At 65.8% G+C, this 13,113-nt stretch carries 14 protein-coding genes and 1 pseudogene; 9 read left to right on the plus strand and 6 right to left on the minus strand.

Annotated features, from left to right (window positions below; all coding sequences use genetic code 11):
- Positions 1-85: 85 nt before the first annotated feature.
- Entirely contained in the window at positions 86-1,882 is a 1,797-nt protein-coding gene (gene aspS, locus HF886_RS09710; protein ID WP_169621780.1) for an aspartate--tRNA ligase, read from the minus strand.
- A gap of 140 nt (positions 1,883-2,022) precedes the next feature.
- On the opposite strand from aspS, the gene HF886_RS09715 reads away from it, so the two are divergent.
- Positions 2,023-2,937 (plus strand): neutral zinc metallopeptidase, encoded by a 915-nt coding sequence (locus HF886_RS09715; RefSeq protein ID WP_240952456.1) that lies wholly within the window; start codon positions 2,023-2,025, stop codon positions 2,935-2,937.
- On the opposite strand, the gene HF886_RS09720 is transcribed toward HF886_RS09715, so the two are convergent.
- Positions 2,895-3,248, minus strand: a complete 354-nt coding sequence (locus HF886_RS09720) for a protease inhibitor I42 family protein (RefSeq protein ID WP_169621778.1) — start codon at positions 3,246-3,248, stop codon at positions 2,895-2,897. The genes HF886_RS09715 and HF886_RS09720 overlap by 43 nt on opposite strands.
- Positions 3,249-3,354: 106 nt before the next feature.
- Here HF886_RS09720 and HF886_RS09725 point away from each other — a divergent pair, with 106 nt between their 5' ends.
- From HF886_RS09725 to HF886_RS09735, 3 genes are all read left to right on the plus strand, one after another.
- A complete protein-coding gene (locus HF886_RS09725) occupies positions 3,355-3,840 on the plus strand; it encodes a hypothetical protein (protein WP_169621777.1) in 486 nt (161 codons plus the stop codon).
- A 438-nt stretch (positions 3,841-4,278) separates the two neighbouring features.
- The gene (locus HF886_RS21380; protein ID WP_346765337.1) at positions 4,279-4,572 is read left to right on the plus strand and encodes a DinB family protein; all 294 of its coding nucleotides are present in this window, start codon (positions 4,279-4,281) and stop codon (positions 4,570-4,572) included.
- Between the two features lie 35 nt (positions 4,573-4,607).
- Positions 4,608-5,756, plus strand: a complete 1,149-nt coding sequence (locus HF886_RS09735; RefSeq protein WP_169621776.1) for a DUF6670 family protein — start codon at positions 4,608-4,610, stop codon at positions 5,754-5,756.
- Here HF886_RS09735 and HF886_RS09740 read toward each other — a convergent pair.
- The 3 genes and pseudogenes from HF886_RS09740 to HF886_RS09750 form a co-directional block, all read right to left on the minus strand.
- Positions 5,653-6,132, minus strand: coding sequence for a universal stress protein (locus tag HF886_RS09740; protein ID WP_169621775.1), 480 nt, complete (start codon positions 6,130-6,132; stop codon positions 5,653-5,655). The two genes, HF886_RS09735 and HF886_RS09740, sit on opposite strands and share 104 nt — an antisense overlap.
- Positions 6,133-6,222: 90 nt before the next feature.
- Complete coding sequence (locus tag HF886_RS09745) at positions 6,223-6,633, minus strand: hypothetical protein (RefSeq protein WP_169621774.1); 411 nt, start codon at positions 6,631-6,633, stop codon at positions 6,223-6,225.
- Between the two features lie 107 nt (positions 6,634-6,740).
- Positions 6,741-7,161: pseudogene (locus tag HF886_RS09750) on the minus strand (hypothetical protein).
- Positions 7,162-7,310: 149 nt separating this feature from the next.
- Here HF886_RS09750 and HF886_RS09755 point away from each other — a divergent pair.
- Positions 7,311-7,565 carry a hypothetical protein gene (locus tag HF886_RS09755; protein WP_169621773.1) on the plus strand — a complete coding sequence of 85 codons (255 nt, stop codon included), beginning with the start codon at positions 7,311-7,313 and terminating at the stop codon, positions 7,563-7,565.
- Positions 7,566-7,940: 375 nt separating this feature from the next.
- On the opposite strand, the gene HF886_RS09760 is transcribed toward HF886_RS09755, so the two are convergent.
- Complete coding sequence (locus tag HF886_RS09760) at positions 7,941-9,398, minus strand: SulP family inorganic anion transporter (protein ID WP_169652169.1); 1,458 nt, start codon at positions 9,396-9,398, stop codon at positions 7,941-7,943.
- A 334-nt stretch (positions 9,399-9,732) separates the two neighbouring features.
- Between HF886_RS09760 and HF886_RS09765 the strand changes: the two genes are divergently transcribed.
- From HF886_RS09765 to HF886_RS09780, 4 genes are all read left to right on the plus strand, one after another.
- On the plus strand, positions 9,733-9,873 hold the full coding sequence (locus tag HF886_RS09765; protein WP_169652170.1) for a hypothetical protein: 141 nt from the start codon (positions 9,733-9,735) through the stop codon (positions 9,871-9,873).
- 296 nt (positions 9,874-10,169) lie between these two features.
- Entirely contained in the window at positions 10,170-11,549 is a 1,380-nt protein-coding gene (locus tag HF886_RS09770; protein WP_169652171.1) for a hemolysin family protein, read from the plus strand.
- A complete protein-coding gene (locus HF886_RS09775; protein WP_169652172.1) occupies positions 11,546-12,556 on the plus strand; it encodes a hemolysin family protein in 1,011 nt (336 codons plus the stop codon). The genes HF886_RS09770 and HF886_RS09775 overlap by 4 nt, the downstream gene beginning before the upstream one ends.
- 256 nt (positions 12,557-12,812) lie before the next feature.
- Complete coding sequence (locus tag HF886_RS09780) at positions 12,813-13,091, plus strand: hypothetical protein (protein ID WP_169621768.1); 279 nt, start codon at positions 12,813-12,815, stop codon at positions 13,089-13,091.
- Positions 13,092-13,113: the final 22 nt, after the last annotated feature.

The raw sequence follows: 13,113 nt of genomic DNA on the forward strand, positions 1-13,113 counted from the left end.
GGAAAACTGCCCCCCAGAGAAAGCGGAGGCCGCACGCCCCTCAGGACGTGCGGCCTCGACCCAGCCGGATCAGCCGGTAGCCGAATCAGCTCTTGGCGGGAGGTGCAGCCTTGTCCGCTTCGGGTTCGGGCTTGTAATCGATACCCGACTCCTTACGCTGCTCCGGAGTGATGGGCCCCGGAGCGTCCGTGAGCGGATCGACTCCCCCACCCGACTTCGGGAACGCAATGACCTCGCGGATCGAATCCATCCCGGCGAGCAGAGCGGTGATGCGATCCCAGCCGAAGGCGATGCCGCCGTGCGGGGGCGCGCCGTACTTGAACGCGTCGAGAAGGAAGCCGAACTTCTCGTTCGCCTCCTCCTCCGAGATGCCCATCACCTTGAACACGCGTTCCTGGATGTCGGGACGGTGGATACGGATCGAACCGCCGCCGATCTCGTTGCCGTTGCACACGATGTCGTACGCGTACGCAAGCGCCGATCCGGGGTCGGTGTCGAACGTGTCCATGAATTCGGGCTTGGGCGAGGTGAAGGCGTGGTGCACCGCCGTCCACGCCGAATGCCCCAGTGCCACATCGCCGCTCGCCGTCGCGTCTGCGGCCGGTTCGAACAGCGGCGCGTCGACGATCCACACGAACGCCCACGCGTTCGGATCGATCAGGTCGAGCTTGCGGGCGATCTCCCCGCGTGCCGCGCCGAGGAGTGCACGCATCGGCTTGGTGGCGCCGGCGGCGAAGAAGATGCAATCGCCCGGCTTCGCGCCCACGTGTGCCGCGAGTCCGGCGCGCTCGGTGTCGGTGAGGTTCTTGGCAACCGGACCGGTGAGTTCCCCGTCCTCCCCCACCAGCACGTACGCCAGACCCTTGGCCCCGCGCTGCTTGGCCCATTCCTGCCACGCGTCGAGCTGGCGTCGCGGCTGGCTCGCGCCACCTTCCATGACGACCGCACCGACGTACTCGGCCTGGAAGACCCGGAAGGTGGTGTCCTTGAAGAATTCCTTGCACTCGACCAGTTCGATCCCGAATCGAAGGTCGGGCTTGTCCGACCCGAAACGACGCATCGCATCCGCGTACGTCATCCGCGGGATCGGCGTCCGGATCTCGTAGCCGACGAGACGCCACAGTGCTTCGAGCACGTCTTCGGCGAGCAGGATGACATCGTCCTGCGTCACGAACGCCATCTCGATGTCGAGCTGGGTGAACTCGGGCTGCCGGTCCGCACGGAAATCTTCGTCGCGGTAACAGCGGGCGATCTGGTAGTACCGCTCGATGCCGCCGACCATGAGCAGCTGCTTGAACAGCTGCGGGGACTGCGGCAGTGCGTAGAAGTTCCCGGGCTGCAGGCGGGCGGGTACCAGGAAGTCACGGGCGCCCTCGGGCGTGGAGCGCGTCAGCGTGGGGGTCTCGACCTCGACGAACTCGTGCTGGGCCAGCACTGCCCGTGCGGCGGCGTTGACCTTGCTGCGCAGCCGGATGGCCTTGCCCGGGCCTTCCCGGCGCAGGTCGAGGTAGCGGTACTTGAGGCGGGCTTCCTCGCCTGCCTGGTCGTCGAGCTGGAACGGCAGCGGAGCGGACTCGTTCAGCACCTCGAGTTCGGTGGCATTGACCTCGATGGCGCCGGTGGGAATCTCGAAGTTCTGGTTTCCCTCGGGCCGCATCTCGACCACGCCGGTGACCTTGACGCAGTATTCGGCGCGCAGACGGTGCGCCTGTTCGAGCACTCCCGGGTCGCGGAAGACCACCTGCGCCACCCCCGACGCATCGCGCAGGTCGATGAAGATGACCCCGCCGTGGTCGCGGCGCCGAGCGACCCAACCGGTGAGGGTGACAGTCTGCTCGGCGTGCTCGGCTCGCAACGAGCCGGCGAGATGGGTGCGCAGCACGGAAGTCCTTTCGAAACGACAGCGACGGGTTCGTCGGGTGTAATCCTACGAAAGACAAGAACAGGGCGGGCACACGCATGCCGAATCGCCTCGTGACAAGCTTGTGCGACTTCTGGGCACTGCGACGAGAGAGCGATGCGATGACCTTCAACGAGGGCGCACGGATGAACCCGGGCCGAGTCCGTACCGGGGGCGGCGGACGCGGCGGCAAGATCGCGCTCGGCGGCGGCACCGGCGGCATCCTGATCCTGATCCTCGCGCTGCTGTTCGGTGGAGATCCCGGGTCGCTGCTCGGCTCCGGCGACCCCGGCGAGTCCACCGGGTACGGGGCAGGCGGCACCGTCGAAGGATGCGAGACGGGCGCCGACTTCAACGCGAAGGTCGACTGCCGCATCGTGGGCACGGTGGGGAGCCTCGATCTCGTGTGGGATGAGAATCTCGCTCAGCAGACCGGAGTGCCGTACGTGCAACCCGAGGTCGTGCTCTTCGCCGGCGCGACCTCGACAGGCTGCGGCAATGCCACCAGCGATATCGGCCCCTTCTACTGCCCGGCCGATGAGACGGCATATTTCGATACCAGTTTCTTCGACGACCTCGTCACCCGCTTCGGCGCCAGTGCCGGACCACTCGCGCAGGAGTACGTGGTCGCACACGAAGTCGGGCATCACATCCAGAACCAGCTCGGTGACCTCGGACGTGCGCAGGCAGACCCGCGCGGGCCGGAGTCCGGTGCGGTGCGCACCGAATTGCAGGCCGACTGCTACGCAGGGGTATGGGCGTACTACGCGGACACGATGCCGGATCCGAACACCGGGCAGCCGTTCCTGTCGCCACTCAGCGACACCGACATCCGCGACGCCCTGTCGGCGGCGTCGGCTGTGGGTGACGATCGGATCCAGTCCGCCGCGTCGGGTCGCGTCAACCCCGAAGCGTGGACCCACGGTTCGTCGGAGCAGCGCCAGAAATGGTTCCTCGCCGGCTACCGGACCGGACAGGTCGACGCGTGCGACACCTACTCGGCGCGCGACTTGGATTCCCCGGACGCGTTGCGCTGACCGGAGACGCCGTTGCGCACCGTCACCGTCATCTGTGCGCGATCGGCGTCGAGGTCGGCCAGCCGCCGCATGCGCAGTGACACCGGCCAGCGCCCGGGACGCCGTGCCTTGAGGTAGAAGATCCGGTCGATCGACGCCCCGGGAAACGGATTTTCGGAGGGCACGCACCGGACGTCGTGCAGCACCAACCCCGCACCCACCCGGTTGGTGAACCAGCAGTAGTCGCGGGAAGTGTTCTCCTTCAAGTGCAGTTCGACCATGTCCCCGACATCGACGGTCACATCGTGCGGGCCGGTGCTGATGTGCTTCATGATCTCAGCGTACGAGGTCCTTGTGACGCAGACCACTGTTCTCGTGAGTACCACCGGTTCCGGAACCGGATGTGTGGCAACGCACTCTCGCGGGCACCCGACCGAGATGAACGACGAATCACTCGGCATCACACGTACGGACGCGGAGGTCGGCGGGTATCTGCTCGCCCTCGCGGACGGCAAGGCATACAACGAACTGACCGAGGCCGTCGGCGCGCTCATCTCGAGCACCGATTCGCGCCCGCCTCCCTACAACGGCGTCTACCGGTGGGTCGTCAGCAGCATCGCGGACGTTCTGGTGAGCAAGCTCGGACCGGGACTACGCGGCGACGAGGGTGTCGCTCTCACGATCCGCACCACGGGAGGCGCAGAGGTCGACCTCAGCAGCCTCGAAGAACCTGAATCGAGCGTCATGAAGGCCGTCGCCGACGTGCTCGCCGGTGGCGCTTCCGAAGCGCGTGTGAAACTGGGTCCCGTCGGATTGGGCATGGACTGGATGAGCCGTCTCGAGATGCTCGTCGAAGCGGTGCTGTGGCTCGACAAGCTTCTCGACGCCCCCGCCACGAGCACACCCGACACCCTTCCCTGGTGATCCCCCATCACAGGACTTTCCGGATCCGGTCTGTGATCGGCGCGCACGGACGTGCCTGAGCGAGACCGGCAATCGTGTGCCCGGCGACCGAACCGGCGGTCCGCGCCCTGGGAAAATCCCCGGAATGGACTTCGCCGCTTCGGTCGCCGGCCTCTCTTTCGCGGGTCGGGTGCTGCGCCACGGACCGCGGCCACCCTACGATGAGCCGATGTCCTCGCCCCGACTCGATGTGCTGCGCTGGCAGTTCGACCTCACCTGGTCGCTGTTCGAACTGCACCTCGGACAGTTGCAACCCGGCGACTTCCTGTGGGAACCCGCGCCGCTGTGCTGGTCGGTGCGCCGCGGCGACGACGGCGAACGGGTATCGGACTTCGACGAATCCGAGCCCGACCCCGCGCCGGTACCGACGATCGGCTGGCTCACCTGGCACCTGGGCTGGTGGTGGTCGGTGACGATCGACCATGCCCGTGGCCGGACTCCCGCGACCGCACCGAGATCCGGTGGCCGGGCGACGGTGCGTCGGCGATCGCTTGGCTGCGTGGCCTGCGCGACGAGTGGACGGCCCTGTTGGACACCCTCGGTGACGCCGATCTCGACGCCCCCGCGCCGTTCCCGTGGCCGGACAACCCCGACAAGACCGTCGCCCACATGATCGCGTGGGTGGACGCCGAGTTGATGAAGAACGTCGCAGAAATCGGCCAGTTGCGGTTGCTGCGAGCCGCAGTGTCCTGACGCTGCCCGTTCATCCACGTGGCAGTATCCCGGCCATGCATCGCATCGCGTCCACCGGTATCCGGAGCATTCTGCGCTCTGCACTCCGCATCGCCGATTCGGCCGAATCATCGGACGGACAACCCTTCTCGGAACCGGAAATCCTCCTGCCGCATCTGCGGTCCCGCCGGTACGGATGGACACATTTCGGAGTCATGATTCCGGATCTCCCGGAGCCGCACCGGTTCTTCTCGATGATGTCCCTGGTGGGCGCGACGGGATCCGTCGCATTCGACAACGACGACGCGATCGCCGGGAGTCCTCGCCGCAACGCGGCGCTGGTGGCCGGGACCGCGGCGTCCCATCCCGCGCACTTCGGCAACTATGCATTCGGCGACACCTTCGTTGCCGAACCGGATGGCTCACTCGTCCGGTTCGGTGACGACCTGACGCTGACCGGCAGCTACCCGGAGTACCGGCTTGCCGGTCGACTCGGCGGCGTCGATATCGCTTTGCGCCTCACCAATACCGACAAGGTGTCGTGGTTCTTCCGCAACCCGGTCTACAAGCATTTCGGGCTACTGACCGAGTACGACGGGACGATCACCCATCGCGGGACCACCGCGGAGGTGAACGGGTTGTGTTCCTTCGAATACGGGGCCTGCCCCAGCCCGTATCTCTTGCGCGACAGTCCACTACCCGCGGCACTCAAGGCACCGCTCGACTACTTCGTGTACCAGATCGTCAATCTCGATGCCGAAAACCAGATCCTGCTGAGCCGGTACTCCCTCGGCGGAGTCCCGTTCATGACCACCGCGCTGCACCGGTCCCGCGACAGGTACGGCACCCGTTTCGAGAACGTCTCGTTCGAGGTGGTGCGACTGCGTGACTCACCCGAACCGACGCCGTACGGAGTCCCGATGCAGGTACCGGCCGAGACCCGATTCGTCGTCGTGGACGCCGACGGACACGCGTGGCTGGATCTGCACGCGACCATGGATACCGAGTTCACGTTCGGTCTCGGCAGCGGATTCGTCACCGGGTTCGCATACAGGGCGGTGTGGCGAGGAGCCGAGGTCTCCGGACGAGGTTATTTCGAGTTCATCGATCGGCGGTCGCCGGATCGACGGGCTCTTCCAGGCCGCGGGCGCCTCGCCGAATCACCAGTACGGGACACGCCGCATGTTCGGCGACATACGAACTGACCGAACCGAGTAGCAGCCCGGCGAATCCCCCGTGTCCCCTGCTGCCCACCACGACCATGGTTGCGTCGTGGCTCGCCTCGGTCAGGACCTGAGCCGGATTCCCTTTGGCGACGCGCTCGCGTAGACCCGGTGGACGGTTCTCTCCGAACGCATCGGTCAGAGCCGTCCCGAGCACGCTCGCCGCGTCCACGTCGGGGCGGTAGTCCTCGGGATACGCCACGAATCCGTAGGTGTTCGGAAGCTCCCACGCAGTTACGGCGTCGATGCCCGCGCCGAGGCCGGACGCGAGTCGCGCTGCCCATCGGAGAGCATTGATCGACGATTCGGACCCGTCGACTCCCACCACCACTCGCGGAGACTCGTTGCTCGAGGTCATCGTGCGGCTGCCCTTCGTCGCGGTCCTTCGACCGTAATCGAATGCCGTACGCGACCGCAGGCGAACGCATCCGCCTGGTGCAGGCGTGCGTCAGATGCCGGGGATGAACCCCGGATAGACGTAATGGCTGTTTCCTCCGCCCGGCATGGAACTGCCGGTCACGCTGGGTATGTTCGCGGGCAATTTCACGAGCTTGTGCGGGTTTCCGTGCTCGTCGGCTTGCCAGCAGTCGTACGTCACGCCGTGGAATGCGGTGCACACGATTCGCGTGGAGGTCCCGAAAGGCGACGTGAGCCGCTCCCGTGCGTCGAGCGGATTCCAGTAGCCCGGGTCGGTCGGGGTGAGGAAGTTCTTCGTCTCGAACGGCACGAACGGCGTGGGATAATCGGGCATCGGCGGCCATTCGTCGGCGGCAGCGGTCCCCGCCGCGCCCAGGGCGACGGCTACAGCACATCCCACTGCGAGAACACCTCGGGCGACGTATCGCGATACGGAAGTCATCGGATCTCCGTTACTGTCGCTGCCCGCTCGTCCGCCGGCAGTTTCGGAAACTGTAGACCGGCGCGGCGGCGATGCGGCCGCGTTTCCGCCATTGGGTCGGATGGTTGTTATCCGTCACTATTCCCGGACCCGCCATTGTTTCCGGATCTGCTCCGGGTCAGTACCAGTCCCGTTCCGACGATCCCGATCACACTGATCGCCGGCGCGACCGACGGCCATCCTTCGGATTGCCAGTACACGTCTTCGAGAGTGATCAGCAGTGCCGCCTCGTCGACGATGAGAGCGAGCGCCACCCCCAACGCTAGACCCATCCACGCTCGCGCTTTCGGAGTCCGGTCGACCAGGCCGAAGATCGCAACACCTGCCAGCAGGACGATCCCCCACAGATACGAGTCGGGCGCCACCGAACGGCAGAGTGAAAGCGACCCAAGCCAGCACAACACCACGACGCGAGGGATCGATCTGTTTCCACCGCCGAGGAACGCCGCGTTGTGGTTCAGCACAGTCCGACGATCGCGTCTCTGTCATCAATCAGTTGTATCGCAGCCGCTCGGGTCGACTCACGTCAGGTTTCCCACCGATCCAGCGCGGACGTTCCGGCACCGGATCGCCGATTCAGGGCGTGCGTTGCCGGGTACGCACCGGCGAGTACCCGCCCATCGAATCAGGAGGACGATGTGTCAACCCATCTGACGGCCGATGATCTGCGCGACCTGCTCAGCTCGTCGTCTCCGGACCCCGTGCTGGTTCTCGAGGAGGGCCGGTTCCACGTCGTGGACGCCGCCGACACCGACGAGCGCCGTCGAGCATTCGTCGTCGTCACGGGAGAGGAACTGCGGCAGCAGTTGCCGCAGGACCGAGAGCACACCGAGACCGACCTCGAACTGGTGGCGAGCACCCTGGAGGCGACGGTCGCACATCTCGGGGGATGACCCGGACGACCGGTTCCCACCGACGACGGAACGGCGAGGGCCCGTGGGTCGAAACCCACGGGCCCTCGCTGCGCTCTACGAGCCCGCTACAGACCGGCAGCCTCAGCCGAACCGGAGAAGAAGTTCAGGGCCTCGAAGAGGTTCGCGGCGGCGCTGAAGAAATCTGCCAGGAAGGCCAAATCGATCACGGTGCTTCTCCTATCAGGCGGTGCACATCGGTCGTATCAGTGACGTCTGCCACTGGCATCCCATTGTTACCGCATTCCGCCTCTTCCGCAGCCTGGGGGGCGAGATCGACTCGGGGCGAAGGTTATTGCGGGGATTGTCCGGTTTCCAGAGTCGGTGAAGTGCCCCGCGTACTCCGACACGATCGGGTCAGTCGAGATTTCCCGACAGGCGCTCGAGGCGCTCCATGCTCACGCCGTCGAGTCCGACGATCTCCACTCGCTTCCCCTTCTCCGCGTACTTGTGCTGTACGGAATCGAACGTCGCCACGGTCGAGGCGTCCCATACCTCCGCATCGGTGAGATCGATGACCACGTGCTCGGGATCGCCCGCATAGTCGAAGCGGTACACCAGGTCGTTGCTCGACGCCCAGAACAGCTCGCCGGACACCCGGTAGGTGCGACTGCCTTCCCCCTCGTCGACCGTCTCCACCCGGGTCATGTGCGCGACGCGCCGAGCGAACGCGACCATCGCCGTGAGCACACCCGAAACCACTCCGATCGCGAGATTGTCGGTGACCAGTGTCGCGCCGACCGTCACCAGCATCACCACGGTTTCGCTCCGGGGCATCAAGCGCAACGTCCGCGGTGCGATGCTGTGCCAGTCGAGGGTGGTCACCGCGATCACGAGCATCACCGCCACGAGCGCAGCCATCGGGATGGCCCCGACCACGTCGCCGACCGTCACACACAACAGGAGCAGGAACAAGCCGGCCAGGAACGTCGAGATCCGGGTCCGCGCGCGTCCCTCCTTGACGTTGATCATGGTCTGGCCGATCATCGCGCAGCCGCCCATGCCACCGAAGAGCGCACCCGCCCAGTTCGCAACACCCTGGCCCCACGCTTCGCGGGTCTTGTCGGAACGACTGTCGGTGATCTCGTCGACGAGCTTCGCCGTCATCAGTGATTCCATGAGTCCGACCAGCGCCAGGCCCACCGCATACGGGGCGATGATCGCGAGGGTGTCCATGGTGAAGGGGACGTCGGGAATCATCCACGTGGGAAAGCCCCCGGGCAGCTCGCCCTGATCGGCGACGTCGGGCACGTCGATACCGAAGAGGACGACCACACCGGTGAGTGCGACGATCGCGATGAGCGCGGCCGGCACTGCGGTCGTGAGTTTCGGGATGACCACGATCATGACGATCCCCGCCGCGACCAGCGGATACACGAGCCACGGCACCCCGAACAGATGTCGCAGTTGCGCCGCGAAGATGAGGATCGCCAGGGCATTGACGAAGCCGATCATCACCGATCGTGGGATGAATCGCATGAGTTTCGCGACTCCGGCGACGGCGAGCACGATCTGCAGCGCACCGGCGAGCCAGACGGCCGCGATCAGATAGTCGAGTCCGTGCGAGGCGACGAGGGGTGCGATCACCAATGCAGTCGCACCGGCCGCGGCGGACACCATCGCCGGCCGACCGCCGACGAACGCGATGGTCATCGCCATGATGCAGGACGTGTAGAGCGCGACCTTCGGGTCGACTCCGGCGATCACCGCAAAGGAAACGACTTCGGGGATCAACGCCAGCGACGTCACCAAACCGGCAAGAACCTCGGTCGTGAGTCGTCGAGGCGAGCGGAGAGTGTCGGACACGGTGTGCACCGGAAGATTCTAGGCGCGGCGCGTCCGGACGCCGTGTCGCGTCGCCGTAGCCGACATCGACATATAGGGTGTGATGCAGCGCACGGTCGTAGCCCGCACCACGCAGCCCGATGAACACCCGTGCTCCACAAGCACATCCGAGCGGACTCGATCGTCATCGCGCCTGATCGTCCAGCGCACGTGATCGTCAGCGGGCCCGATCGTCACAGGACCCCGCACGTTCTACCCGCCCCGGCGACCCTCACCGCCGAGAACGCTTCCGTCGCCCCGAGTTCCGAAGAACCCTGTTCCGAAAACCCCGTTCCCGAAAGCCCGAGTCCGAAAGAAGGACGGCATGAGCCACGACAGCGAGTTCACCGGTCCGCTCTTCCTGCAGCCGAGCAACCCGAACGACGAGACAGTGCCCGAATCGGTGCCCCAGAGCCCGCCTCCCGCCGCGCCCGAGTACGAAGGGTTGTTCTCGTCGCGCCCCTGACATCGTCACGTAAATCACACGTCCGCAGGTGCGGTCGCCCCACGCTTCGCGACAATGCGTGCCCCAGGCCGCACGACGATGCGTGCCCCACGGGGAGACGACGACTGCACCTGTGTGCCGACGATCGCACTTCCGGCGCACGGGGAACTTTGCGGCAGGCATATCCGTCTTATCCTGTGAAGACCCTTTGTCCGCGAGTTACCAGAGAGAGCCATGAGTCGCGCCAAGCGCAAACCTCGAAGACCCATCCCGCCCAACAGTGACGACCCCCCTGTCACCGAGCCCCGGATCCTCCCGTGTTGACCGCCCTCGGAATCGCGTTCGGAATCGCCGTCGTTCTGGCCATTACCGCCGTGACCGGCTACTTCGTAGCCCAGGAATTCGCCTACATGGCCGTAGACCGGTCGCGTTTGAAAGCCCGCGCAGAAAGCGGCGACACCTCCGCCGCACGCGCCCTGTCCGTCACACGACGCACCTCCTTCATGCTCTCCGGCGCACAGCTCGGAATCACCGTCACCGGCCTTCTCGTCGGTTACGTCGCAGAGCCCCTCATCGGTAGCGGGCTCGGAGAAGCATTCGGCGGACTAGGAATCCCCACCGCAGTCGGTGTGGTGTTCGGCACAGTACTTGCCGTCCTTTTCTCGACAGTCATCCAGATGGTCTTCGGCGAACTCGTCCCGAAGAACCTCGCCATCGCACGGCCGGAACCGGTCGCACTGTGGCTGGCACTGTCGACGACGATCTACCTGAGGCTGTTCGGCTGGCTGATCCGGCTGTTCGACGCTTCGTCCAACCTGCTTCTGCGAGCACTGCGAATCGAACCCGTCCACGACGTAGAGCATTCCGCGACACCCCGCGACCTCGAGCACATCGTCGCCGAGTCCCGCAACGCGGGCGAACTCCCGAAGGAACTCTCGACGCTTCTCGACCGCATCCTCGACTTCCCCACCCGCACTGCAGAACACTCCATGATCCCGCGCGCACATGTGGACGTCGTGGACCTCGACGAACCGGTGAGCGACATCCTCGCGAAGATGAGCACCGGGCACACGCGATACCCCGTGGTCGGTACGTCGTCCGACGACCTGCGCGGCGTCGTACATCTGCACGATCTTCTCGACGCCGATGTCCAGACAGGCACAGCTGCGTCGGTGTGCCGTCCACCGGTCATCGTCCCCGCGACGTTGCCGTTGCCGGACGTGCTGACCGAACTGACCGCCGCGAACGACGAGATGGCGCTGGTGATCGACGAATACGGCGGTTTCGCCGGCGTGGTCACGATCGAGGACATCGCCGAGGAACTCGTCGGTGAGATCGCCGACGAGCACGATCCGGCGGCCTCGGCCGAGGTCATCGTGCGTGACGGCGACGGCTGGCTGATTCGGGGCGACGCCCACCTCGACGAGGTGAGCCGCACCCTCGAACACGAACTGCCCGAAGGTGATTACGAGACACTCGCCGGCTTGGTCATCACCGAATTCGGTGGCCTGCCCGAGATCGGAGACACGGTCGAGATCCCACTCGATCCCGATCCCGCGGACCTCGTCCACGAGGAACGGCCACCACGTCGAATGCTCGTGGCGGAGGTCCGCGACATCGACAAGCATGTGCCGGCCTCGCTCCGCGTGACCCTCGAGAACCGTGACCGTCGAGAACAAGGAGGCGGCACACGATGAGTAATCCCTGGGTTGTCGTGGTCGTCACGGTCGGATTGATCGCGGCGAGCGCGTTTTTCGTTGCCGTGGAGTTCGCCCTGATCGCCGCGCGCCGCCACCGGCTCGAAGACGCGGCACCGGACAGCCGGTCCGCGCGTGCGGCCCTGCGCAGCGCGTCGGAACTGTCGGTGTTGCTCGCAGGATCTCAGCTGGGCATCACGGTGTGCACACTCGCGCTCGGCGCGACGACCAAGCCCGCTGTGCACCACTGGCTCACACCCCTGTTCGGGGCGTGGGGAGCGCCGCTGTGGCTGGCCGATGTCGCCGGGTTCATCCTCGCGCTGATCGTCGTGACGTTCTTGCATCTCGTCGTCGGAGAAATGGCGCCGAAGTCCTGGGCCATCGCGCATCCCGAGAAGTCGGCGACGATGCTCGCGATTCCGATGCGTGGCTTCATGTGGCTGACCCGGCCGGTCATCGTCCAGCTGAACCATCTGGCGAACTGGTGCCTCCGCAAGGTCGGTGTCGATGCGGTCGACCAGGTCAGCACGGGCCAGGATTCGGATGCGCTGCGTCACCTCGTGGAGCATTCCGCGACTGTCGGCACGCTCGACGAGAGGTACCACGGTCACCTGACCAGCGCGCTCGAGCTCGAGGCACTCACTCTCGCCGACATCGTTACTCCCCATCCGCCGAGCAGCGTGCGGCCGGAGGCCACTGCGCCGGAGATCCAGGAGACGGCCCGTCGCACGGGTCACCTGAGACTGCTGGTGCGCGGCAACGGCCATGTCGACGGAGTCGTGCACGTACGGGACAGCCTGCGTGCGGACGCCGACGTCACCGCTGCGGATCTGATGCGGCCGGCGTTGACTCTCGACATGTCGGTGCCTGTATACGAGGCGTTGCGCACCATGCGGGAAACTCGCAATCATTTGGCGACGGTCACAGAAGACGGTCGGGTGGTCGGCTTGATCACCCTCGCCGACGTCCTCGCCAGGTTGCTCCCGACGGCGGCGGCGCCCGCCTGACGAGCACACGCGCTCGAGCCCGAACACAACCAGGGGCCACCCCGCCGGTACATCCGGCGCGGTGGCCCCGCGGTTTTTCGCGATACCCCCCCACCTGGCCTTTCCCCACCGATCGAGCGCGACACGCCGTACCGGCGAGTAGGGCTGCGTGTCTGTCATAGTTTTCACGTGGACACGGTGTGTGCGTAACGTCACTTTTCGATCACAGTCCAGGCCGCACCACTCTGAGGTACAGCACAAGACAGGGGCTCGACACATGCAGACATCCCAGCGACGCCTGTTGTTCGTGGGTTATCCCGATGCTTCGGAGATATCCCAATGGGCGGCGGTGCGTGCAATCGCAGTTCAACAAGGCTGGCAGACGACCCGGACCTATACGCCGGGCCACATCGCTTGTGCCGTCGTGTCCGAGAACGTGCTCGACGGCGTGTGCTCGCCCACCGAGGCAACACTCATGCAGAAACTCCATGCCGACGACGTCCGGTGCGCGAGCGCACTCGACGCCGTCAGCGATCTGTTCGCCTCCGCAACGTAGCTGCCGCCGACTCTCGGTAGCT

Source organism: Rhodococcus sp. 105337 (genome assembly GCF_012844225.1).
Lineage (GTDB): Bacteria > Actinomycetota > Actinomycetes > Mycobacteriales > Mycobacteriaceae > Rhodococcus.

Excerpts from the sequence above, each read along its gene's own strand:
- HF886_RS09715 (WP_240952456.1), top strand. The coding sequence starts at position 2,023 with ATGACCTTCAACGAGGGCGCACGGATGAACCCGGGCCGAGTCCGTACC.
- HF886_RS09720 (WP_169621778.1), bottom strand. The coding sequence starts at position 3,248 with ATGAAGCACATCAGCACCGGCCCGCACGATGTGACCGTCGATGTCGGG.
- HF886_RS09725 (WP_169621777.1), top strand. The coding sequence starts at position 3,355 with ATGAACGACGAATCACTCGGCATCACACGTACGGACGCGGAGGTCGGC.
- HF886_RS09735 (WP_169621776.1), top strand. The coding sequence starts at position 4,608 with ATGCATCGCATCGCGTCCACCGGTATCCGGAGCATTCTGCGCTCTGCA.
- HF886_RS09740 (WP_169621775.1), bottom strand. The coding sequence starts at position 6,132 with ATGACCTCGAGCAACGAGTCTCCGCGAGTGGTGGTGGGAGTCGACGGG.
- HF886_RS09745 (WP_169621774.1), bottom strand. The coding sequence starts at position 6,633 with ATGACTTCCGTATCGCGATACGTCGCCCGAGGTGTTCTCGCAGTGGGA.
- HF886_RS09765 (WP_169652170.1), top strand. The coding sequence starts at position 9,733 with ATGAGCCACGACAGCGAGTTCACCGGTCCGCTCTTCCTGCAGCCGAGC.
- HF886_RS09775 (WP_169652172.1), top strand. The coding sequence starts at position 11,546 with ATGAGTAATCCCTGGGTTGTCGTGGTCGTCACGGTCGGATTGATCGCG.
- HF886_RS09780 (WP_169621768.1), top strand. The coding sequence starts at position 12,813 with ATGCAGACATCCCAGCGACGCCTGTTGTTCGTGGGTTATCCCGATGCT.